Annotated in this window: 17 protein-coding genes; 15 read left to right on the top strand and 2 right to left on the bottom strand. The window is 69.7% G+C overall.

What is annotated here, in order from left to right; translation table 11 throughout:
* The first annotated feature begins 138 nt into the window (after positions 1 to 138).
* The 11 genes from ABZ826_RS00905 (at position 139) to ABZ826_RS00955 (ending at position 16,144) form a co-directional block, all read left to right on the top strand.
* Positions 139 to 4,023, top strand: coding sequence for an Rne/Rng family ribonuclease (locus ABZ826_RS00905; RefSeq protein ID WP_361440146.1), 3,885 nt, complete (start codon positions 139 to 141; stop codon positions 4,021 to 4,023).
* Positions 4,024 to 4,538: 515 nt separating this feature from the next.
* A complete protein-coding gene (rplU, locus tag ABZ826_RS00910) occupies positions 4,539 to 4,859 on the top strand; it encodes a 50S ribosomal protein L21 (RefSeq protein WP_030921216.1) in 321 nt (106 codons plus the stop codon).
* Between the two features lie 14 nt (positions 4,860 to 4,873).
* Positions 4,874 to 5,131, top strand: coding sequence for a 50S ribosomal protein L27 (gene rpmA / locus ABZ826_RS00915; protein ID WP_018103204.1), 258 nt, complete (start codon positions 4,874 to 4,876; stop codon positions 5,129 to 5,131).
* A gap of 159 nt (positions 5,132 to 5,290) precedes the next feature.
* The gene (gene obgE / locus ABZ826_RS00920) at positions 5,291 to 6,727 is read left to right on the top strand and encodes a GTPase ObgE (RefSeq protein ID WP_361440149.1); all 1,437 of its coding nucleotides are present in this window, start codon (positions 5,291 to 5,293) and stop codon (positions 6,725 to 6,727) included.
* A 335-nt stretch (positions 6,728 to 7,062) separates the two neighbouring features.
* On the top strand, positions 7,063 to 8,562 hold the full coding sequence (locus tag ABZ826_RS00925) for a bifunctional cytidylyltransferase/SDR family oxidoreductase (protein ID WP_361440152.1): 1,500 nt from the start codon (positions 7,063 to 7,065) through the stop codon (positions 8,560 to 8,562).
* Between the two features lie 147 nt (positions 8,563 to 8,709).
* Positions 8,710 to 10,740 carry a hypothetical protein gene (locus tag ABZ826_RS00930; protein WP_361440155.1) on the top strand — a complete coding sequence of 677 codons (2,031 nt, stop codon included), beginning with the start codon at positions 8,710 to 8,712 and terminating at the stop codon, positions 10,738 to 10,740.
* Between the two features lie 142 nt (positions 10,741 to 10,882).
* The gene (locus ABZ826_RS00935) at positions 10,883 to 12,109 is read left to right on the top strand and encodes a glycosyltransferase family A protein (RefSeq protein ID WP_361440158.1); all 1,227 of its coding nucleotides are present in this window, start codon (positions 10,883 to 10,885) and stop codon (positions 12,107 to 12,109) included.
* A 149-nt stretch (positions 12,110 to 12,258) separates the two neighbouring features.
* Positions 12,259 to 13,329: a glucose-1-phosphate thymidylyltransferase gene (locus ABZ826_RS00940; RefSeq protein ID WP_361440161.1), complete on the top strand. Its 1,071-nt coding sequence runs from the start codon at positions 12,259 to 12,261 to the stop codon at positions 13,327 to 13,329.
* A complete protein-coding gene (rfbB, locus tag ABZ826_RS00945; protein WP_361440164.1) occupies positions 13,326 to 14,312 on the top strand; it encodes a dTDP-glucose 4,6-dehydratase in 987 nt (328 codons plus the stop codon). Before ABZ826_RS00940 ends, rfbB begins: the two co-directional genes overlap by 4 nt.
* Entirely contained in the window at positions 14,309 to 15,193 is an 885-nt protein-coding gene (gene rfbD / locus ABZ826_RS00950) for a dTDP-4-dehydrorhamnose reductase (RefSeq protein ID WP_361440167.1), read from the top strand. The genes rfbB and rfbD overlap by 4 nt, the downstream gene beginning before the upstream one ends.
* 156 nt (positions 15,194 to 15,349) lie before the next feature.
* Positions 15,350 to 16,144, top strand: a complete 795-nt coding sequence (locus tag ABZ826_RS00955) for a class I SAM-dependent methyltransferase (RefSeq protein WP_361440170.1) — start codon at positions 15,350 to 15,352, stop codon at positions 16,142 to 16,144.
* Positions 16,145 to 16,526: 382 nt separating this feature from the next.
* Here ABZ826_RS00955 and rfbC read toward each other — a convergent pair whose 3' ends face one another.
* Together rfbC and ABZ826_RS00965 are read right to left on the bottom strand one after the other, a co-directional pair.
* Positions 16,527 to 17,126, bottom strand: a complete 600-nt coding sequence (rfbC, locus tag ABZ826_RS00960) for a dTDP-4-dehydrorhamnose 3,5-epimerase (RefSeq protein WP_361440173.1) — start codon at positions 17,124 to 17,126, stop codon at positions 16,527 to 16,529.
* Positions 17,127 to 17,212: 86 nt separating this feature from the next.
* A complete protein-coding gene (locus ABZ826_RS00965) occupies positions 17,213 to 19,252 on the bottom strand; it encodes a glycosyltransferase family A protein (RefSeq protein ID WP_361440176.1) in 2,040 nt (679 codons plus the stop codon).
* Between the two features lie 380 nt (positions 19,253 to 19,632).
* Between ABZ826_RS00965 and proB the strand changes: the two genes are divergently transcribed.
* The 4 genes from proB to ABZ826_RS00985 all read left to right on the top strand — a co-directional run bounded on the left by proB (position 19,633) and on the right by ABZ826_RS00985 (position 23,463).
* Complete coding sequence (proB, locus tag ABZ826_RS00970) at positions 19,633 to 20,766, top strand: glutamate 5-kinase (protein WP_361440179.1); 1,134 nt, start codon at positions 19,633 to 19,635, stop codon at positions 20,764 to 20,766.
* A gap of 144 nt (positions 20,767 to 20,910) precedes the next feature.
* The gene (locus ABZ826_RS00975) at positions 20,911 to 21,411 is read left to right on the top strand and encodes a hypothetical protein (RefSeq protein WP_361440182.1); all 501 of its coding nucleotides are present in this window, start codon (positions 20,911 to 20,913) and stop codon (positions 21,409 to 21,411) included.
* A gap of 95 nt (positions 21,412 to 21,506) precedes the next feature.
* Positions 21,507 to 22,790, top strand: a complete 1,284-nt coding sequence (locus tag ABZ826_RS00980) for a glutamate-5-semialdehyde dehydrogenase (RefSeq protein WP_361440185.1) — start codon at positions 21,507 to 21,509, stop codon at positions 22,788 to 22,790.
* A gap of 67 nt (positions 22,791 to 22,857) precedes the next feature.
* Positions 22,858 to 23,463, top strand: a complete 606-nt coding sequence (locus ABZ826_RS00985) for a hypothetical protein (protein ID WP_361440188.1) — start codon at positions 22,858 to 22,860, stop codon at positions 23,461 to 23,463.
* Positions 23,464 to 23,812 lie beyond the last annotated feature (349 nt).

The following is a 23,812-nucleotide window of genomic DNA, read 5'->3' on the forward strand; positions in this document are numbered from 1 at the left end:
CGTACGGAACCGGCGAGCCAGACATTGAGTTCCCGTGCGGCGCCCGCGCCCCGGACGGCGGTCCCGCGTACATCACGCGGACCGTGCCGGACCGGAACCAGGCGCGGCGCCCGGGAGCCTGACGGGAGAACCGCCCGCATGCCCCAGCCCAACGAACCCGGCACGACCGGGAACGACGCAGAGAACAACGCACCCGGCGACAAGTTGCCGCCGCGCCGCAGGCGCCGCGCAGCGTCCCGCCCGGCCGGCCCGCCGGTGGCGGATGCCCAGGGTGCCGCCGCGCCGGCCATACCGGCCGCTGACGCCGCCGTGTCCGACAGCACCGCTGCAGAAGTCGGCAGTGCCCCGGAGGTGGAGGCCGCGCCGCCCGCGCGCACCCGTCGCCGTGCGGTGCGCAAGGCGACCGCTCCGGCGGGCACGCCGCAGGCCGCCGAGGCCGTGGAGATCGTGGAGCCCGCCGCCGAGCCCGTAGCCGCCGCCGAGGCGGAGGCCGAGGTCGTGGAGGCGCCGCCCGCGCGCACCCGTCGCCGTGCGGTGCGCAAGGCGACCGCTCCGGCGGGCACGCCGCAGGCCGCCGAGCCCGTCGAGATCGTCGAGGAAGCCACGGCCGTGGTCGAGCCCGAGCCGGCCGTGGTCGCCGAGCCCGAGCCCGCCGCGCCGCGCGGCCGCACCCGGCGCAGGGCGTCCGCTCCGGCCGGCGCGCCGCAGGCCGCCGAGGCCGCTGTCGAGCCCGAGCCTGTTGTCGCGGCCGAGCCCGTTGCCGAGGCCGAGGCGGAGGCCGAGGTCGTGGAGGCGCCGCCCGCGCGTACGCGTCGTCGTGCGGTGCGCAAGGCGACCGCTCCGGCGGTTGCGCCGCAGGCCGCCGAGACGATGGTCGAGGCCGCGGAGCCGGTAGCCGAGGCCGCTGAGGCCGTCGAGCCCACCGAGGCCGAGGACACCGCACCGCGCGGTCGCCAGCGCCGCCGGGCCACCGCAGCCGCCGGTCGGCCCGAGTTCACCGGCAAGGCCGAGGAGCCCGTACGCAAGAGCCGTCGCGCGACGCGCCCCGCCGTGGCCGTGTTCCAGGCGCCGGTCTTCGCCGAGCCGATGTTCCAGACCCCGGAGACCGCGGCCGCCGCCGCTGCCGCTTCGCGTCGCGAGGAGATCGAGGAAGAGCCCGAGACGGTCGAGGAGCCGACCGCCACGACCGAGGCCCCGGCCGCCGAGGCCGCGCCGCAGGCGGCTTCGCGCCGCCGTCGCCGCCGTCGCGGTGAGGCCGCCGAGTCCGAGCCGGCCGCCGCCCCCGCCGCGGAGGAGCACGTCGAGGACGAGCACGAGCCCGAGAGCGAGCCCGAAGCAGAGCACGAGGGCGAGGAGACGGACGAGTACGGGGACCGGCCCTCGCGCCGTCGCCGTCGAGGTGGCCGTCGCCGCCGTCGTGGCGAGATCAACGAGGACGAGGAGGGCGCCGAGCAGCACGGTGACGAGGCTGCCGACCATTCCGAGGACGACCAGGAGCGCGCTCAGGAGTCCGAGGAGGAGGAGGACGAGGAGCACGAGGCCTCGGCCGCCGGATCCAGCAGCAGCCGACGTCGTCGTCGCCGTCGTCGTCGCAGCGGTGACGTCGCGGCCGATGCCGAGACCGGTGCGGATGACCCGGAGCGTACGGTCGTCAAGGTCCGCGAGCCCCGCAGGAAGGAAGAGCGGGAGGCCGGCACCGGCTTCGACGAGGTCCAGTCCATCAAGGGCTCGACCCGTATGGAGGCGAAGAAGCAGCGCCGCCGCGAGGGCCGTGAGCAGGGTCGCCGCCGCGTCCCGATCATCACCGAGGCCGAGTTCCTGGCCCGCCGCGAGGCCGTGGAGCGGGTCATGGTCGTCCGCCAGAACGGCGAGCGCACCCAGATCGGTGTCCTTGAGGACGACGTGCTCGTCGAGCACTACGTCAACAAGGAGCAGGCCACCAGCTACGTCGGCAACGTCTACCTGGGCAAGGTGCAGAACGTACTGCCGTCCATGGAGGCCGCCTTCGTCGACATCGGCAAGGGCCGCAACGCCGTCCTGTACGCCGGTGAGGTGAACTTCGAGGCGCTCGGCATGGCCCACGGGCCGCGTCGCATCGAGAGCGCGCTCAAGTCCGGCCAGTCCGTCCTCGTCCAGGTGACCAAGGACCCGATCGGCCACAAGGGCGCCCGCCTGACCAGCCAGGTCTCGCTGCCCGGCCGCTACCTGGTCTATGTGCCCGAGGGCTCGATGACCGGTATCAGCCGCAAGCTGCCCGACACCGAGCGGGCCCGGCTGAAGACCATCCTCAAGAAGATCGTTCCCGAGGACGCGGGCGTCATCGTCCGTACCGCCGCCGAGGGTGCGAGCGAGAACGAGCTGCGCCGCGATGTCGAGCGGCTGCAGCAGCAGTGGGAGGACATCCAGAAGAAGTCCAAGAGCACCGGCAGCTCCAACGCGCCGACGCTGCTCTACGGCGAGCCGGACATGACCGTCCGGGTCGTCCGCGACATCTTCAACGAGGACTTCTCCAAGGTCATCGTCAGCGGCGACGACGCGTGGGAGACCATCAACGGTTACGTCTCGCAGGTGGCGCCCGACCTGACGGACCGTCTGTCGCGATGGACCTCCGAGGTCGACATCTTCGCGACGTACCGGATCGACGAGCAGCTGATGAAGGCGCTGGACCGGAAGGTCTACCTGCCGAGCGGCGGTTCGCTGGTGATCGACAAGACCGAGGCGATGGTCGTCGTCGACGTCAACACCGGCAAGTTCACCGGTCAGGGCGGCAACCTCGAAGAGACCGTCACCAAGAACAACCTGGAGGCGGCCGAGGAGATCGTGCGCCAGCTGCGGCTGCGCGACCTCGGCGGCATCGTCGTCGTCGACTTCATCGACATGGTGCTGGAGTCCAACCGGGACTTGGTGCTGCGCCGTCTGCTGGAGTGCCTGGGACGCGACCGTACGAAGCACCAGGTCGCCGAGGTCACCTCGCTGGGCCTGGTCCAGATGACCCGCAAGCGGGTGGGCCAGGGTCTGCTGGAGTCCTTCTCCGAGACCTGTGTCCACTGCAACGGGCGCGGCGTGATCGTGCACATGGAGCAGCCGACCTCGGTCGGTGGCGGCGGCAACGGCAAGCGTTCCAAGAAGCGCGGCCGGGGCGGCGCGGGCCACGAGCACGAGCTCGAGCAGCTCGTCGAGCAGGACCACGAGCACATCGCGGAGGGCGAGACCGAGGCCGAGGTGGCCGCGGAGGTGGCCGCCCCCGTGGCGCTGCCCGAGCCGGAGTTCGTCCCGGACGAGGAGCTGTACAGCAGCCCGGCCGAGGCCGAGGCAGCCGCTTCGCGTGGCCGCGGCAGGCGCCGTGCGACCCGTAAGGCATCGGCTCCGGCCGGCGCCCCGAAGGCCGCAGCCCCCGCCCCGGTCGTCGAGCCGGAGCCGGTGGTGGAGGCCGTGGAGCCGGAGCCTGTGGTGGAGCCCGAGCCGGCTGCCGAGGCCCCTCAGGGCCGTACGCGCCGTCGTGCGACCCGTAAGGCCACTGCCCCGGCGGGCTCGCCGGCCCCGGTCGAGCAGGTCGAGGAGCCGGTGCCGGCGGCGGCCCCGGTCGTCGAGGCGGCCCCGGTCGCCGAGGCCCCGCAGCCCGAGGCGGCACCCGAGGAGGTGGCCCCCGAGGCCGCCCCGCCGCGTGCCCGCCGCCGGGTGACCCGCAAGGTCACCGCCCCCGCGGGTTCGCCCGCCGGTGCGGACGCGGCGGAGGTCGTCGTGGTGACCGGCTCCATCGAGCCGAAGCCCGAGACCGAGCCGGCCGGGACCGCTGAAGCCTCGGAGGCCCCGGAAGCTCCGGAAGCTCCGAAGGCGGAGGCCCCGGCCAAGAAGACGGCGCGCAAGACGGCCAAGAAGGCCACCGCCAAGAAGGCGGCCACCAAGAAGACGGCTGCCAAGAAGACCGCCGCGAAGAAGACGACGGCCAAGAAGGCGGCGGCGAAGAAGACGGTTGCCGCGGAACCGTCGCCGCAGGTCGTCTCGGCCGGTACCGAGGCGTAGGCGGCAGCGCGGTACGGCCGCGGAGGGACCCCCTCCGCGGCCGTACGGCACGACACGACGGCCGGTGGGCCGCACCTCGACAGGGGCGCGGCCCACCGGCCGTCGTGCGTGGCCCCGGTGACTGCCCAGGACCGGGCCCACCGGCCGCCCGGCGCGGTGCACGGCTGTACGGCCCCTCAGGCGCCTGAGGGGCCTGCGAGGCGCCCCACCCGCCGGACGGCCGGTCCGGCGGCCGTCGGCGGCGTCAGTGGGCCCTCCGCGGCCGGACGGGGGCAGCCGATGGGCCCGGGAAGGAATGAGCCGGAGAACGCGGGGGTAGGACACAGGACCCGGTTTGACCCTCCGGTCGGCGGCCCGTAATCTTGCCCATCGGCGTGTTTCCGTATGCGCCTGTCCCTGAGCACCCTCCTCCCGTCATCGGTGAGAGGCCGCTCGTCCATTCGGATCACCTCGGGCCCCGGCCCGTGTGAGCGGCTGGCATCAGGGGCTCCGTTCCGAGCGAAAGAGAGATCCGCGTGTACGCCATCGTGCGCAGCGGTGGCCGCCAGCACAAGGTTGCTGTCGGTGACATCGTTGAGGTTGACAAGATTTCCACTGCCCAGGTTGGCGACACGGTCGAGCTCTCGACCCTGCTCGTGGTCGACGGCGACGCCGTGACCAGCGACCCGTGGGTGCTGGCCGGGATCAAGGTCCAGGCCGAGGTCGTGGACCACCACAAGGGCGCGAAGATCGACATCCTTCGCTACAAGAACAAGACCGGCTACCGCCGTCGCCAGGGTCACCGTCAGCAGTACACGGCGATCAAGGTCACCGGTATCCCCGCGGCTGCGAAGTAAGGGACTGAGGAGACATGGCACACAAGAAGGGCGCATCGTCCACCCGGAACGGGCGCGATTCCAATGCTCAGCGGCTCGGCGTGAAGCGCTTCGGCGGTCAGGCCGTCAACGCCGGTGAGATCCTGGTCCGCCAGCGCGGCACCCACTTCCACCCGGGCACGGGCGTCGGCCGTGGCGGCGACGACACGCTGTTCGCACTGGCCGCCGGTGCGGTCGAGTTCGGCACGCACCGTGGCCGCAAGGTCGTGAACATCGTTCCGATCGCCGGCTGATTTTCGGCGCTCGTCGAGCGGTTTCTGCGGAGGCGGACCTCACTTCCCGTACGGGAAGCGGGTCCGCCTTTCGCGTGTTTCTCCCATGAGAGACGGCTTTCCCCTACGCGGGACAGCACGAGTGACATTTCTGCACGTATGTAACTGGAGGTTCCCACCATGACCACCTTCGTGGACCGCGTCGAGCTGCATGCCGCCGCGGGTAACGGAGGCCACGGCTGCGCCTCCGTACACCGTGAGAAGTTCAAACCGCTCGGCGGCCCGGACGGCGGCAACGGTGGCCGAGGCGGGGATGTGACCCTGGTCGTCGACCAGGACATCACCACGCTCCTCGACTACCACCACAGCCCCCACCGCAAGGCCACCAACGGCCAGCCCGGCGCGGGCGACCACCGCTCCGGCAAGGACGGCCAGGACCTCGTCCTGCCGGTGCCCGACGGCACGGTCGTGCTCGACCGGAAGGGCAACGTACTGGCCGACCTGGTCGGCCAGGGCACCACGTTCGTCGCCGGCCAGGGCGGCCGTGGCGGCCTCGGCAACGCCGCGCTGGCCTCCGCCCGGCGCAAGGCCCCCGGCTTCGCGCTGCTCGGCGAGCCCGGTGAGGCCAGGGACATCGTCCTGGAGCTCAAGACCGTCGCCGATGTCGCGCTGGTGGGTTACCCGAGCGCCGGCAAGTCCTCGCTGATCTCCGTCCTCTCCGCGGCCAGGCCGAAGATCGCCGACTACCCCTTCACGACCCTCGTCCCGAATCTCGGCGTGGTGACCGCGGGCAGCACCGTCTACACCATCGCCGACGTTCCGGGCCTGATCCCCGGTGCCAGCCAGGGCCGCGGGCTCGGCCTGGAGTTCCTGCGGCACGTGGAGCGCTGCTCGGTGCTCGTGCACGTCCTGGACACCGCGACGCTGGAGTCCGACCGTGACCCCGTCTCCGACCTCGACATGATCGAGGAGGAGCTGAAGCAGTACGGCGGACTGGAGGACCGGCCCCGCATCGTCGTCCTCAACAAGATCGACATCCCGGACGGCCAGGACCTCGCCGACATGATCCGCCCGGACCTGGAGGCGCGCGGCTACCAGGTCTTCGAGGTGTCCGCGGTCGCTCGTACCGGACTGAAGGAGCTCTCCTTCGCGCTCGCGGGGGTCGTCGCCGAGGCGCGTGCGGCCAAGCCCGTGGAAGTGGCGACCCGTATCGTGATCCGCCCGAAGGCCGTCGACGACGCGGGCTTCACCGTCACCAAGGAGGAGGACGGCCTCTACCGGGTGCGCGGCGAGAAGCCGGAACGCTGGGTCCGGCAGACCGACTTCAACAACGACGAGGCCGTCGGCTACCTGGCGGACCGGCTCAACCGGCTCGGTGTCGAGGACGAGTTGATGAAGGCCGGTGCCCGTGCGGGCGACGGTGTGGCCATCGGAGCCGAGGACAACGCGGTCGTCTTCGACTGGGAGCCCACCTTGGCGGCGGGCGCGGAGATGCTCGGCCGACGCGGCGAGGACCACCGTCTCGAAGCGCCGCGCCCGGCGGCGCAGCGCCGCCGCGACCGTGACGCCGAACGCGACGAGGTGCAGCGCGAGTTCGACGACTTCAACCCGTTCTAGGGCCTCCTTCGTCTTTCGTCGCGCGAGTCGCTCTCCGGGCTGTTCCGCCGTGGTCGACCCCGCCGGACGGGCCTGCTCCACCGGCCCGTCCGGCGGTCCGGCATGTCCTCCGCGTCGCGCAAACGGGGGATCCGAACCCGCTCAAGGGTGATTCATGCCGCTCAACCGTGTGGTGTCGGTCACCCGCCGGAACGGATCAATTCGGTTATTCGCCCTGATCGCAAGGCACCGCAAGGTTTCGACAGGGCGTGCGGCGGCCGACGTCCACCTTGCGAGACGGTAACGGAGAGTGCAACCATCGCTGTGTCTCCCAGCCCTCGCAAGGTAGGTCGTCTGTGTCTGCTCAGCACATAGCCAAAGCCCGAACCACAGCAGTCGTGCTCGCCGGCGGTACCGGCCAGCGCGTGGGACTGTCGATCCCCAAGCAGCTGCTGAAGATCGCAGGCAAGGCTGTCATCGAGCACACGCTGTCGATCTTCCAGCAGGCCGACTCCATCGACGACGTCATCGTCCTGATGGCTCCGGGCTATGTGCCCGACGTGGAGAAGCTCGTCGCGAAGGCCGGACTCACCAAGGTCACCAAGGTGATCGAGGGCGGTTCCACGCGTAACGAGACCACCGAGCGCGCCATCGCGGCCCTCGGTGAGGGCCTGGCCGAGGGCGAGGACCGCAACGTCCTGTTCCACGACGCCGTGCGCCCCCTGCTCTCGCAGCGGGTCATCAAGGACTGCGTCGACGCCCTGGACCGCTACCAGGCGGTGGACGTCGCCATTCCGTCCGCGGACACGATCATCGTGACCCGTACGCACGGCGGCGACGGCGAGTTCATCACCGACGTGCCCGACCGCTCCCGGCTGCGCCGGGGCCAGACGCCGCAGGCCTTCAAGCTCTCCACGATCCGCCGGGCCTACGAGGTCGCCGCGAGCGACCCGAACTTCCAGGCCACCGACGACTGCTCGGTCGTCCTGAAGTACCTCCCCGACGTGCCGATCTACGTCGTCGCGGGCGACGAGTACAACATGAAGGTCACCCAGCCGGTCGACGTCTTCATCGCGGACAAGCTCTTCCAGCTGGCCTCCACGGCCGTCCCGCAGCCGACGGACGACGCCGCCTACCGTGAGCTGCTCACCGGCAAGACCCTCGTCGTCTTCGGCGGCTCGTACGGCATCGGCGCGGACATCGCGACGCTCGCCGAGTCCTACGGCGCCACCGTCTACGCCCTGGGCCGCTCCACCACCGGTACCCACGTGGAGAACCCGGAGCACGTCGACGACGCGCTCTCCAAGGCGTACGCGGACACCGGCCGCATCGACTACGTGATCAACACCGCGGGCGTGCTCCGCATCGGCAAGCTGGCCGAGACGGACAACACGACCATCCAGGAAGCGCTGAACGTCAACTACCTGGCGCCCGTGCAGATCGCCCGTGCTTCCTACAAGTACCTCGCCGAGACCAAGGGCCAGCTGCTGCTCTACACCTCCAGCAGCTACACCCGGGGCCGCGCGGAGTACAGCCTGTACTCGTCCACCAAGGCCGCCATGGTGAACCTCACCCAGGCGCTCTCGGACGAGTGGGCGGGCGACGGAGTACGGGTGAACTGCGTGAACCCGGAGCGCACCGCCACCCCGATGCGCACCAAGGCGTTCGGCGACGAGCCCGCGGCCACGCTGCTCTCCTCCGAGGCGGTCGCCAGGACCTCCCTCGATGTCCTGCTCTCCGAGATGACCGGCCATGTCATCGACGTTCGGCAGCAGGACCCGACCCGCGGTGTCTCCGAGGCGTCGGGCTTCGAGCAGGCACTGGCCGCTGTCCTGGACCGACAGGCCGATGTGTAATACTTCTTGGTAATCGACTATTCGGACCCCTGCAGTTCGCCGTGTGCGAACTGCAGGGGTCCGAATTCGTGAAGCTCTGGCTTCATATTTCCCTCGCAAGGTATCAGTCGGCATCCTCGGAAGCGGTACTTCGTGATTTCGAAAGCCATGCGCTTGGCTCGGGTGGGCAGTGGTTCGGAACTGGCCGCCGCTCTCCTGGTGGCTGTGGGGTTCCCGTGCGTCATGCTCGCGGCGATAATCCCCAATCTCTGGTTCTTTGCCGCGGCGACCGCGGTCACCTATCTCGCGGACCGATATCTGCACCACTGCGGCAGCTATCTGATCAACCGGCTCGCCGCAGTCCGCGCCGGACTGTCGATCCGCTTCCTCGTCCGTCAGCTGCTGCTCATCCTGCTGCTCTCCCGCATGGGATACGGCGAGCAGACGCTGTTCTACGTGACGGTCGCCTGCCTGCTGGCCTTCTACGGACTCCAGGCGCCGCAGAGTGCGATGGTCACCCTCATCCGGCTGCGGCGCAAGCTTCCGGTGGTCACCCGCAACATCGACCTGAGGTCGGTGCGGATAGGGGACGCACCGCCGCAGATCCTGATGAGCAGGCCCGCGGAGAAGATGCTGCACCTGGACATCTTCTCGATGGTGGGGGTGCTGGTCGCGGTCGAGACCGGCAGGTACGTCATCGCCTATGCCGGCCTGGGCCTCACGCTCGTTCTCGCGGTCGGCTATCTGGCGGCGCTCCTGCCGTACGTCCGGCCGAGCCGGCTCGTACCGCCGGAGACCAAGGTCCTCAACGCGGTGGGCGACTGGCTCGCCGAGTACCGGCCGACCGTGATGCTGTACTTCTCCGGCTCCAAGGACTCGGCCTATCAGGTCAACATGTGGCTGGAGACGATGGCCCAGCTCGGCGGACGGCCGCTGATCTGCCTGCGTGAGCGCAACATCGTCCCGCAGCTCGCCGGCACATCGGTGCCCGTGCTCTGCGTGCCCGGTGGTGTGCACCTCATGAACCTGGACCTCTCGTCGGTACGGGTCGCGCTCTACGCGGCCAACGTCGGCAAGAACATCCATCTGCTCCGGGTGCCGACGATGAAGCACGTCTTCATCGGCCACGGCGACAGCGACAAGCTCGCCAGCGTCAACCCGTACAGCAAGGCCTACGACGAGGTGTGGACCGCGGGCCGGGCCGGCCGCGACCGTTACGCGCTGGCCGACGTCGGCGTGCGCGACGAGGACATCGTCGAGGTGGGCCGCCCGCAGCTGGCCGCCATTCAGCCGTGGTCCGGTGCGCCGAAGAACCCGATTCCGACGGTGCTGTACGCCCCCACCTGGGAGGGCTGGGACGACAACCCGGGCAACACCTCGCTGCTGCTGGCCGGCGAGAACATCGTCGAGCGGCTGCTGAACTCCGAGCAGCCGATCCGCCTGCTCTACAAGCCGCACCCCTTCACCGGTACCCGCAGCGCCAAGGCCAAGGCCGTGCACCTGCGCATCACCGAGATGATCGAGCGGGCTGCCGCCGAGCGCGCCAACGACCCCCGCTGGGCGCGGGAATCGTCCGCTCTGCGGGGCGAGCAGGCCGAGGCGCGGGCCGAGCTGGCCCGTATCGAGGCGCGGCTGGCCGAACTCTCCAGCGGCGGTCGCACCGCCCGCGACGAGGCGGAGCTGTCCCGGGACTCGCTGGCCGACCCGGCGCGCGAGGCCGAGACCGCACGGCTCAAGGACGAGTGGAACGCCGCGTCCTGGCGTTCCCAGGGCTGGTGGGAGCACCGGGTCATCACCGGTGCCCAGATGCGGCTGTACGACTGCTTCAACGAGTCGGACGCCATGGTCTCGGACATCTCCAGCGTGGTGTCGGACTTCATCGCGAGCGGCAAGCCGTACGCGGTCACGGACTCGGCGGAGCTGGGCGAGGCCGAGTTCCGTCGGCAGAACACCGCGGTGCGCGCCGCGGTGATCCTCTCCAACTCGGCGGTCGAGCTGGACGCCCTGCTCGGCGCGGTGACGGACCCCGGTGCGGACGCCCTCGCCGAGGACCGGCGCGAGCTCAAGCACTACCTCCTCGGCCCGGACGAGCCCACGTCCCTCATGCAGTTCGACGCGGCCGTGAAGGCGCTCGCGGCCAAGTCCGAGGCGCGGAACGCAGGCATGGCGAGAAACCTCGGCGAATCCGTGAGCGGCTGAGGAATCGCCTAATCCGTTTACACGAACCAACTGGCCCGGCGCAGCCCCAAAAGGGTTGTGCCGGGCCTTTTGTGATAAGGGTCACTTCTCCGTCGTGTGGTGCCGGGCAACCAACACGCGAAGGCGACTGTCTTCTGTTGATGTGAACGAGATACCAATTCCTGACGTCACCGTGGTCATCGGCGCTTATGAGGCAATGCCCTATCTCATACGCTGTCTCGAATCGGTGGAGTCGCAGACCATCGGCGCCCATCGGATCGAGATCGTGGCGGTCGACGACGGTTCGACCGATGGCACCGGTGAATACCTGGAGAAGTTCGCGGCCCGATCCGCGGTTCCGACCAGGGTGGTCAGGCAGGAGAATTCCGGCGGTCCCAGTGGGCCGCGCAATGTGGGTCTCGGCATGGCGAGGGGGCGCTATGTGTTCTTCCTCGACGCGGACGACTACTTCGGCGACGAGGCCCTGGAGCGGATGGTCGCCATGGCCGACCGGGCGCACACCGATGTGGTGCTCGGCAAGGTGGTCGGGGTCAATCGCGGGGCGCCCCGGTCGATGTGGACGGCGACCAAGGAGCGGGTCAATGTATACGATTCCAAGGTCATTTACACGCTGAGCGCACAGAAACTCTTCCGGCGTGAACTGCTGGAGCGAATTGGTCTGAGATTTGATGAGGGACTCAAGACCGGTGAGGACGCACTCTTCACCATGGAGGCGTATCTGAGGGGCGCCGGAGTCTCCGTGATCTCCAATTACACCTGCTATCACCTGGTCGGCCGCGACGACGGAAAGCATGTGACGAAGAGCGGTACCTATGTGTGGCGCTTCGATTCCATGCGGGCCATGATGGAGCTCATTCACCGGCTCGAACCGGCCGGGCCGAAGCGGGACTTCCTGATGATTCGGCCTTTCACGGTCGGGACGCTGCAGCAGTTCGGCCCCAACTTCCTCCGGGACTCGGAGGAGGTACGGCGCCACAAGATGGAGCTTGCGGCGCCGCTCATGGACATGTACTGGACCGACGAGGTGGCGCGCCTGATCAAGGTCGCCGAGAGGCTGCGGCTCGCCGCCGTCGCTGCGGGCCGGGCCGACGTACTGGTGGACATACTGACGTATCTGCGGGAGAAGACTGTTCCGGATGTGGTCGGTTCACGAAAGGGGGACAAGGTCTTCCTTGCGTACCCGCACTTCCGGCACCGTTCGAGCGGTCTCTCGATGTCCGATTTCGAGGTCACCGTGCCCGACTGGCACGACGGCAAGCGCATCGAGAAACCCGAGGTCGCGGCCCGCAAGGCGTCACTGTCGCGGCGCGTCGCCCGGCGTATGCGGCGGGACGTACGGCGGTGGAAGGCGAGGATGAGCGTGGGCTGACCGGACCCACCCCATCCGGACCCATACGTGTGTTCGCGTCTCGTTCGTGGGGTTGACGCACGACGGATCGCGCAGCAGTTTTCAGTAGAGTCGCCCCGCAGGTCGCAGCCGCGACAAGACCGACATCTCAACCCATGAGGACTGGTCACGTGAAGGCTCTCGTACTGTCCGGAGGGGCGGGCACCCGCCTGCGTCCCATCACCCACACCTCGGCCAAGCAACTGGTGCCGGTGGCGAACAAACCCGTGCTGTTCTACGGTCTGGAAGCCATCGCCGAAGCGGGTATCACCGAGGTCGGCATCATCGTGGGCGACACCGCCCAGGAGATCCGCGAGGCGGTCGGCGACGGTTCCCGGCTCGGCATCGAGGTCACGTACATCCCGCAGGACGAGCCGCTCGGCCTCGCCCACGCCGTGCTGATCGCCCGCGACTTCCTGGGGGACGACGACTTCGTCATGTACCTCGGCGACAACTTCATCGTCGGCGGGATCACCGGCCTGGTGGAGGAGTTCCGCACGGAACGGCCCGATGCGCAGATCCTGCTGACCCAGGTGCCGAACCCGACCTCCTTCGGGGTCGCGGAGCTCGACGCCGACGGCAGGGTCGCGGCCCTGGAGGAGAAGCCGAAGGAGCCCAAGAGCGATCTGGCGCTCGTCGGTGTCTACCTCTTCACCCCCGCGGTCCACGAGGCCGTGCGCTCGATCGAGCCCTCCTGGCGCGGCGAGCTGGAGATCACGCACGCCATCCAGTGGCTGATCGACCAGAAGCGCGATGTCCGCTCCACCACGATTCGAGGTTACTGGAAGGACACCGGCAACGTCACCGACATGCTGGAGGTCAACCGGACCGTCCTGGAGACCATCGAGCCGTCCCACGAGGAGGCCGAGGTCGACGACGAGAGCGAGATCATCGGCCGGGTACGCATCGAGGCGGGGGCCAAGGTCAGCGGCAGCCGCATCGTCGGGCCCGCGATCATCGGCGCCCGGTCGGTGATCAGCGGCGCGTACGTCGGTCCGTTCACCTCGGTCTCCGAGGACTGCCGGATCGAGGACAGCGAGATCGAGTACTCCATCGTCCTTCGGGGCGCCTCCATCGCCGGTGTCCGTCGCGTGGAGGCGTCGCTCATCGGCCGTGACGTCGAAGTGACCCCCGCACCCCGTTCCCCGTCCGCCCACCGACTCGTGCTCGGCGACCACAGCAAGGTGCAGATCTCTTCATGACCACCAACATCCTGGTGACCGGCGGCGCCGGCTTCATCGGCTCGCACTACGTCCGTACGGTGCTGGGCCCCGAGGGTCCCGGCGACATCGCCGTCACGGTCCTCGACAAGCTCACCTACGCGGGCAACCCGGCCAACCTCGACGAGGTGCGCGACCACCCCGGCTTCAGGTTCGTGCAGGGCGACATCTGCGACCCCGAGCTGGTCTCCAAGCTGATGGCCGAGCACGACCAGGTGGTGCACTTCGCCGCCGAGTCCCATGTGGACCGCTCCATCGACGGCGGCGCCGAGTTCGTCCGTACGAACGTCGTGGGCACCCACACCCTGATCCACGCCGCGCACCTGGCCGGCATCAAGACCTTCGTGCACATCTCCACCGACGAGGTCTACGGCTCCATCGACGAGGGCTCCTGGCCCGAGACCGACCCGCTCGCGCCCAACTCGCCGTACTCCGCGGCCAAGGCGTCCAGCGATCTGATCGCGCTCTCGTACCACCGCACCCACGGCCTCGACGTGCGGGTGACCCGCTGCTCCAACAACTACGGGCACCACCACTTCCCCGAGAAGGTCATCCCGCTCTTCGTCACCAACCTGCTGGACGGCAAGACGGTCCCGCTCTACGGTGACGGCGCCAACGTCCGTGACTGGCTGCACATCGACGACCACGTCCAGGGCATCGAGCTGGTCCGCACGAAGGGCCGGGCCGGCGAGGTGTACAACATCGGCGGCGGAACCGAGCTCTCCAACAAGGAGCTCACCGGCCTGCTGCTGGACGCCTGCGGCGCCGACTGGGACACCAGCGTCACCTACGTCGAGGACCGCAAGGGCCACGACCGCCGCTACTCCGTCGACTGCACCAAGATCCACGAGGAGCTCGGCTACGAGCCCCGCAAGGACTTCCGCACCGGCCTCGCCGAGACCGTGCAGTGGTACCGCGACAACCGCTCCTGGTGGGAGCCGCTGAAGGGCCGGGCCGCGCTGTGAGCGCCGTCTGGCTCGTCACCGGAGCCGCCGGGATGCTGGGCCAGGACGTCCTGGCCCGGCTCGCCGGTGAGGGCGTCACCGCAGTCGCCGCGGACCGTGCGGCCATGGACATCGCGGACCCCGGGTCGGTGCGCGCCGGCTTCGAGAAGCACCGCCCCGCCGTCGTGGTGAACTGCGCCGCCTGGACCGCTGTCGACGACGCCGAGTCCCAGGAGGGCGCGGCGCTCCGGGTCAACGGCACGGGCCCCGAGGTCCTCGCCGCGGCCTGCCGCGAACACGGGGCCGTCCTCCTCCAGGTCTCCACCGACTACGTCTTCGCCGGGGACGGCGAGAAGCCGTACGCCGAGGACGACCCCACCGGACCGCGCAGCGCCTACGGCCGCACCAAACTGGCCGGGGAGCGGGCCGTGCTGGACACCCTTCCGGACACCGGTTACGTGGTCCGTACCGCCTGGCTGTACGGCGCGGGCGGGGGCAACTTCGTCCGTACGATGATCAAGCTGGAGGGCGTCAAGGACACCCTCGACGTGGTGGACGACCAGCGCGGACAGCCCACCTGGACCGTCGATCTGGCCGACCGGCTGGTCCGGCTCGGACAGGCCGCCCTCGCGGGCACCGCGCCCGCCGGCGTCTACCACGGCACCAGCGGCGGCGAGACGACCTGGTTCGGCTTCACCCGGGAGATCTTCCGGCTGCTCGGTACCGACCCGGAGCGCGTCCGCCCCACGACCAGTGAGACCTTCGTACGGCCGGCACCACGGCCCGCTTTCAGCGTGCTGGGACACGAGCGCTGGACGGCGGCCGGGATCGAACCGATTCGGGACTGGCGGGCGGCGCTGGAAGAGGCATTTCCGGCACTTTTTGCAGCACAACGATCATGATCACCGAATGATCGTATTGGCAGTCGACTTCAGTCGAATTTCAAAGAAATGAACAACGAAGGTTTACATAGGGGAGAACGCTTACATCACAGTGCGGTCATGGGGTAACTTCGCCGGGAACCAGACCAGTTGGTTTTCTCCGAAGGGCTGCTCCACGTGAACCGCCATGACTTTCTGCGTCATATGCACCGTGTCTACCGTCCTCGCAACTATCTGGAGATCGGGGTCAACGACGGCAGGAGCCTGGCCCTCTCGAGAGTGCCCTCCATCGCCGTCGACCCCGCCTTCAGAGTGGTGACGGACATCAGTTGCGACGTCCATCTGGTCAAAGCGACGAGCGACGACTTCTTCGCACGCAAGGACCCGCTGCTGCACCTGCGCAACGGTCGCAACCCGTTCCGCGCCCTGGCCCGCCGCGACCCGCTCAATGTGCTCGGCGGCGACCCGAAGCTGGAGCTCGCCTTCATCGACGGCATGCACCTCTTCGAGTACGCCCTGCGTGACTTCATGAACGTCGAGAAGCACTCCCGCTGGTCGAGCGTGATCGTGCTGGACGACATGCTGCCGCGCGACGTCGACGAGGCGGCCCGCGACCGGCACACCAAGTACTGGACCGGCGACGTGTACAAGGTGGTGCAGGTGCTGCGTCGCTTCCGCCCCGATCTGGTCGTCGTCGAGGTGGACACGGCACCGACCGGAGTCGTCGCCGTGTTCGGCGCCAACCCGGAGAGCGACGTCCTGAAGAACGCATACGACAAGATCATCGAGGAGTACGTCGTTCCCGACCCGCAGGACGTTCCCGACGAGGTGCTGGTGCGCAAGAACGCCGTCCAGCCCGAGACGCTGCTCGGCGCCGACTTCTGGCCGGCCCTGGCACGCGCCCGCAACCTGCGCCGCCCGCGCTCGGCGTTCGCGCCGCTGCGCAAGCGCATCGAGGCCGTGACGGGCTGAGAGCCTGTCGGGCGGCCTCTGATCGGGCGGCCACGCCCTGGCACGCACTCCCCCAAGGCCTTAAGGGCCAGGGGGGACCCCCTCCCGCGTTGCCGAAATGTCCTAGTAGCTCCATCCCCGAGCTCTGAGCTTCGTTCAAGCAGGGGAGACCCCATCCGAGGACATCCCGGCGCCTTGGAATCGCACGCACCAGACCGCGTCCGCTGTCCGATCGAAGGCCGCCCGACAGGCTCTGAGAGGAGCTCACAAAAGGGGAGTCCGGTCAGCGAGCGTGCATGCCAGGCGTCGCGAGCCGGGCGCCCAGTTTGTGAGCTCCTCCAAGACCGGGCCCGGACAGGACGAAGCCCCCGTGATCCGTACGGATCACGGGGGCTTTGCGTGCTCAGCCGCGGGCGCGCAGCTCGGCGTAGTAGGCCCGGCAGTCCTCGTAGGACGGCAGCAGGCCCTGCGCCTCGGCCTCCGCCAGCGAGGCGGCGGCGGCGTCCTTCTCGGACAGCAGCGGGGTGATCCCCTCCGGCCACTCGATGCCGAGCTCGGGGTCGAGCGGGTTGACGCCGTGCTCGCGGCCGGGCGCGTAGCCCTCGGAGCAGAGATAGACGACCGTCGCGTCGTCCGTCAGGGCCATGAAGGCGTGGCCGAGCCCCTCGGAGAGATAGACGGCGTGATGGTCCGCGTCGTCGAGGCGGACGGCCTCCCACTGCTTGTACGTGGGGGAGCCGACCCGGATGTCCACGATGACGTCGAGCACCGCGCCGCGTACGCACTTGACGTATTTCGCCTGGCTCGGCGGCACATCGGCGAAGTGGACACCGCGCAGGGTGCCCCGGCTGGAGACGGAGCAGTTGGCCTGGGCGAGCCGCAGCGTGTGTCCGGCTGCCTCACTGAGCTCCGACGCCTTGAACCACTCGTGGAAGCTGCCGCGGCTGTCCGGGAAGACCTTGGGCTCATGCACCCAGGCCCCGGCAATGGAGAGCTGCCGCATGCGATCACGTCCTTGTCCTGATGTGTGTGGTGCTGGTGTCGGCGGGACCGCCGCGTCGGCGGGCACGACGGATGCGCGGGTGTGGATCAGCCGGTGAAGCGGGCGGCGAGGCGGCGTGCGCGCTTCCGGCCCTGCGGGGGGAGCCTGCGCACGACGGGTCCACCGACGGTGCGCAGGGCGCGACGCAGAGTCGCCTTCCGGCGTTGCGCGACCACGCCGGCCATGACCGTGTCCGCGGCCGCGGGCAGCTTTGGATCAAGTCGGATCCTGCCGCCCTTGCTGATGGTGACGTCGCAGAGGCTGAGTGCGGGGTCCTCCTCTCCGTCCAGCCGGACGGAGAGCTTCCAGGCGCCCGCTGCGACGCGGGGAGCGCGGCGGGGCACGATGAGGTGGGCCCGGCCCGTTGCCGGGTGCAGCACGGTGGGCAGCGTGTGCACGGCCGAGCCGGCGCCGTCGGCCGGGCTCAGAACCAATTGGGCGTCCGAGGCGACGGTGCTGGTGGCGGTGAACAGCTCCAGCCGGAGTTCGGGCCGACGGCCCGGGGTCTGCAGGACTGTACGGCCGTCCAGATAGGCGGCGAGTTTCTTGCTGCGGCGGCCCACATCGAGCGTGAGGTTGCCGTGCGGGTCGGTGAAGTACGGGATGACGGCACGGGCGGGCGAGCCGAGCGACGCCGGCAGGCAGGCGGGGTCCACGTCCGGATCGCGGTCGGCGCCCAGCCTGGCCTTGCGGACGAGGCCCAGGCCGCGCAGCGGCACCCAGATGTCCCAGAAGCCGCGGGAGACTCGCCCGCGGCCCTTGACCGCCTCCGAAGTGGCCTGCCCGTGGCCGTGCAGGACGATCTCGCAAGCCCCGTCGCCGAGTTCCTCGACGCGCGTGGTGAACGTCGCAGGGCAGGGCCACTCGGCGGCCGTCTCGCGGTTGCGCAGGGCCAGCTCGGCGGAGAATCCGCCGAAGTCGTCGGTGACGTCAAGGAGTTCGTCCTCCGCCAGCAGCCCGCCGCCGATGTCCGGGTGCAGGAAATAGCGGCCGTCCTTGCGCAGCAGCTTCACCGGCGCCTCGTCGTCGCCGTGGACCAGCCGAGCGGTCACGGTCAGGGCGACGCGGCCGTCCGGCTGCCAGGTGAACTCCTCCAGACGGGCCGACGCCTTGACCGACCTGGCGAACCGCGCGATCCGCAGCAGCCCCTCCCGGTCGTCCCTGCGCAGGAGCGTGGACCGGGTCCGCAGCAGCGGACCGAGGCCGTCGTGGACACCGTCGCCCATGAAGTCGATGGCCAGCGGCCTGATCGCGTCGCACATCTCGTCGAAGAACTCGGGCTCGTACGTGACCACCGCGGGTTCGCTGAGCCGACCCAACATCTCGACCCGGTAGAAGCGGCGGAGCAGCAGATCCCGGAACGGGCCCGGCTCGGTATTGGCCACGACGACGTCCAGGACTTCGCGGAGGTTCCCGTAGTAGTTGGCCGGGACGATCCTGGTCGACCCGGCGTTCTTGCCGTCGTCGCGCCGGGAATAGAAGTAGCAGGTGTAGTTGCCGAGGATCGAGACGACCTCGGCGGGGAAGTACGCCTGCATCATGTAGAGCTGGTCTTCGAGCCGGCGCTTGCCCTCGGGGTAGGCGATCTTGTTCTCGCGGAGAAACTCCGTACGGAACATCTTGTGCGGTGTGAGGCTGTCGTAGAGGGGCGCGTCGCGCAGGGTGCACTTCTCGCGGTTCTTCTTGAACACGCCGTGCGGCACACCGCGGAAGTTGCTCGCCACCTTGCCGATGACGATGTCCGAGCCGTTGCGGTGCCCCATCTCGTACAGCTGGCGCAGGGCGTCGGAGGCGAGGTGGTCGTCCTGGTCGACGAACTGGACGTACTCGCCCTTCGCCTCAGCCACACCGACGTTGCGGGGCTTTCCGGGCCATCCGGAGTTGGGGATGGTGATCACCCGGAAATGCGGGTGGTCCACCGCCAGCTTTTCGAGCCGTTCGGGGGTGTCGTCGGTGGACCCGTCGTTCACGAAGAGAACTTCGAAATCCTCCGCGGGGAGGGACTGTCTCAGAAGGGAGTCGATGCAGGGGTCGATGTATTTGCCCGGGTTGTATACCGGAATGACGACACTTACTTTGACTGGCATCGGTACTGTCCCATGTCTGGTAGGTCCCTGGAGATGGTGGCAGATACGGGGCCGACACTGCCACTGCCGGATGTGGGGGAGAGTCGCCGCCACGCACCCTATCGGCTGTTAGATGAGCGAGACGTTCTGATGGTTGCACCGGTCGGCGCGCATCGATATTCCCCATCTCCTTGCCGGGTGTCGGTGCATGGCGTCGAGAAGTTGATCAATTGATATGAGTAATGAATGTGACTGCCGACGCGGCTGTCGATCTCGCCGGCAGAGCAGCCGGGCGGAGGCGGGATACGGAACCGTCCCTGCGTTCACGGAGCGAAACGCGCGGGCACCCCTTCCTCCGCTCGCGTAGATTGCGAGGGCTGGGCGAGGTCGAATCATTGGGGATGTACGTGTCAGGGGCAAGGCAGGGCGTCACAGAGGCCCGCAGGATCGTGGTCAAGGTCGGTTCGTCATCCCTCACCACCGCGGCGGGCGGCCTCGACGCGGACCGCGTCGACGCGCTCGTGGACGTACTGGCCAAGGTGCGAAGCGGCGGGGAACGCGAGATCGTGCTCGTCTCCAGCGGCGCCATCGCGGCCGGACTCGCCCCGCTCGGTCTGCACCGCCGGCCCAAGGACCTGGCCAGACAGCAGGCGGCGGCCAGCGTCGGCCAAGGACTGCTCGTCGCCCGCTACACCGCCTCCTTCGCGCGTTATGGCGTACGTGTCGGCCAGGTGCTGCTCACCAGCAACGACACCAGCCGTCGCGCCCACTACCGTAACGCCTACCGCACCCTCGACCAGCTGCTGGACATGGGCGCGCTGCCGGTCGTCAACGAGAACGACACCGTTGCCACCGACGAGATCCGGTTCGGCGACAACGACCGGCTCGCCGCGCTCGTCGCCCATCTCGTCCGCGCCGATCTGCTGGTCCTCCTCTCGGACGTGGACGGCCTGTACGACGGCGACCCCAGCAGGCCCGGCACGTCGCGGGTCGCCGAGGTGGCCGGCCCCGAGGACCTCGCGGGCGTCACCATCGGCAGCGCCGGGAAGGCGGGCGTCGGCACCGGCGGCATGGTGACCAAGGTCGAGGCCGCCCGGATCGCCACGGCCGCCGGAGTCCCGGTCGTCCTCACCTCTGCGAGCCGGGCCGCCGACGCCCTGGCCGGCCGCGACACCGGCACGTACTTCCACCGCACCGGACGCCGTTCGGCGGACCGGCTGCTCTGGCTCGCCCACGCCTCCACCCCGCAGGGCTCGCTGACCCTGGACGACGGGGCCGTCCAGGCGGTCGTCGAGCGGCACAGCTCGCTGCTGCCCGCCGGAATCGCATCGGTCGAGGGCGAGTTCAGCGCGGGCGACCCGGTGGAACTGCGCGATCTCGTAGGCCGCCCCGTGGCCCGCGGACTGGTCAACTTCGACGCCAAGGAGATCCCGCAGCTGCTCGGCCGCTCCACTCGCGACCTGGCGCGGGAACTCGGTCCGGCATATGAACGCGAGGTCGTACACAGGGACGATCTCGTCGTCCTGCACCCCTGACAGACCCCCTGAAACGGCTGAAAGTCCAGCCTCAGGACGGAGACCTTCACCAAAACCGCCCCATTCTCGGCCGCGGACTGGTCAACTTTGTCATGGGGACACAGCGGGGTACAGCACAGCGAACGCATTCACAGGAGGCCGCCGGTGAGACGAGCGCGCCCGGGGGCGCCATCCCGAGGAACGGGTGGCCGGGCCCTGACCAGCGTCGGAGCAGGTGCCGGCTTCGACGGGAGCCGGTCCATGGACCGCACGGACGACCGGACCACCGGACCCGAGCCGACGGCGGCGGGGGAGGAACGCACCCCGTCGAGACTCTGGCACATCACGCTCAGTGTCTCGGGCGCCGCGATTCCGCTGAAGGAGGTCAGACGCGGTCTCGAACAACTCGCGCACGACCACCCCTTCCTGCTGACCAGCCGGTACGCCGACGACCGCGCGGAGATCCGCTACTGGGAGGAGGCGCGCGATCTGCACGACGCGGCGGCTGTCGCGCTGCGGCTGTGGGGAGAACACCGCTCCACCGCCGGGCTTCCGCCCTGGGAGATCGTCGGCCTGGAGGTCATCGACCGTGAGACGTACCACCAGCGCGTCGCCGAGGGATACGGGCCGCCCCCGGCGGCCCCGGTCGGCGTCCACCCGTACTGAGCGCGGAGACGGCCCCGGGGAGACGGCCCTGGACAGTTGTCTCGCATCACGGGATACGTGACGGATGCCCGCAGTGTGCGCACTACTCTGCGGGCATGACCACGCTCTCGCCGTACGACAACATGTCCCCGGTCGCCCAGGCCGCCTACCGGGCACGCTCCGCCGCCGCCGACATCGCGCCGCTGCCGCGCGCGGCCAAGGACGACGCGCTGCTGGCGATCGCGGACGCGCTGGAGGTGCGGACGGCCGAGATCGTCGAGGCCAACGCCGAGGACGTCGCCCGCGCCCGCGAGGCCGGGACCAGCGAGTCGATCATCGACCGGCTCACCCTCACCCCGGAGCGGATCCGCGCCATCGCCGCCGACGTGCGGGACGTGGCGGCGCTGCCCGACCCGGTCGGCGAGGTCGTCCGCGGCTCGACCCTGCCCAACGGCATCGACCTGCGACAGGTCCGGGTGCCGCTCGGCGTCGTGGGGATCATCTACGAGGCCCGGCCCAATGTGACGGTCGACGCCGCGGCCCTCTGCCTGAAGTCGGGCAACGCCGTCCTGCTGCGAGGTTCGTCCTCGGCGTACGCCTCCAACGTCGCGCTGGTCCGGGTGTTGCGCGACGCGGTCGGCGGATCCGGTCTCCCGGCCGACGCGGTGCAGCTGGTGCCGGGCGAGAACCGCGATTCGGTACGGGAACTGATGCGGGCCCGCGGGCTCGTCGACGTTCTCATTCCGCGCGGCGGTGCCTCGCTGATCCGTACGGTGGTCGAGGAATCAACCGTTCCGGTCATCGAGACGGGCACCGGCAACTGCCATGTGTACGTGGACGCGCAGACCGATCTCGACATGGCCGTCGACATCCTGATCAACTCCAAGGCACAGCGCCCGAGCGTCTGCAACGCGGCCGAGACGCTCCTGGTCCACAAGGACGTCGCCGCGCAGTTCCTGCCCCGCGCCCTGAACGCGCTGGCCGAGGCCGGGGTGACTGTGCACGGCGACGAGCGGGTCCTCGAACACGCCGAGGGGTCCAAGGCCACCGTCGTGGCGGCCACGCCGGAGGACTGGGAGACCGAGTACCTCTCGTACGACATCGCCGCGGCCGTCGTCGAGTCGCTGGACGCGGCCGTCGCGCACATCCGGCTCTGGTCCTCCGGGCACACCGAGGCGATCGTGACCACCTCCCAGGCCGCGGCCCGCCGCTTCACCCAGTTGGTGGACTCCACGACGGTGGCCGTGAACGCTTCCACCCGCTTCACCGACGGCGGTCAGTTCGGCTTCGGGGCCGAGATCGGCATCTCCACGCAGAAGCTGCACGCCAGGGGCCCGATGGGGCTGCCGGAGCTGACCTCGACGAAGTACATCGTCACGGGCGACGGCCACGTGCGGTGACGGTCCGGGTGCGGTGAATGTTGCGGGCTCCCTGCCCAGAACGACCCGGCGGGGCTAGTCTGGAGCCGTGCCGGACGACGTGGGGGGCAGGCCGTTCCCGGACGGCTGGGAGCCCGACGACGACCGCGGGGGCGCGGACGAGGACTTCGCCTCCGTGGTGTTCGACGAGGACTTCGTACGGGCCGCCGAGTTCCATGAACCCACCGCGGTGGAGCGGTTGCTGGCGGCCGCGCAGGCGCGCGCCGAGGCCGAGGCGTCCCGCGCGCGGGCGGGTGGCGGCCCGCTGGACGACGAACTCCACGACGAGGCATACGGGCCGGGCGGCCTGTACGGCCGCGGGAGCGTCTATGACGACCCGCTGGACCCGGACAGCGACGCGTACGGCAGCGGCCCCTACGGGCGTCACGGCGGTGTTCTGCGCCCCTACCGGGGCGCGGCGCGCTGGCACCGGCCGGTGGCCTGGCTGCTCGCCGTGCTGATGGGTATCGGAATGGTCGCGCTGGCTTTCAGCGCCGTCTACCGCAACACCTCGGGCGGCAGCCGTCAGGACCCCGCCCCGCCGCCCGCCAGCACGGGCGTGGACAGCGCCCCGGGCCCCGTCCCCAGCGCCATCCCGTCGACCTCGGTCGGACATCTCCGTCCCACGGTCTCGGCGGTTCCCCCCACCGGCTGAGGACGCGGTCCCGTCGACGGAGATTCCGCCCGACGGCGCGTCCCCCGTGGAGGCACCGCGCCCAACGCGTCCCACGTGCGCCCGTCGCGCCCACGTTCCCCGGGCCCCGCGAAGTTTTCCGGATCCTGCGACGTTTTCCGGCCCCCGCGACGTCTTTCGGGTCCCGCGCCGGTCTCCGGCTCCGACGACCGTCCGGAGAGCGTCCGGAGGGCGGTTCCCCGGGGGGCGGGGGCAACTCTCGGGTGGTTCTCTTGCTGCTCGGCGTTTACCCAGGTCCCAATCGACCTACCCTGAAGGTGTGACCCCTCTTGGAGGGGGCTTCTCACTCGCCCGTATGCGTAGTCGTACG

It is taken from the genome of Streptomyces sp. NPDC047515 (assembly GCF_040643055.1).
Taxonomy (GTDB): Bacteria; Actinomycetota; Actinomycetes; order Streptomycetales; family Streptomycetaceae; genus Streptomyces.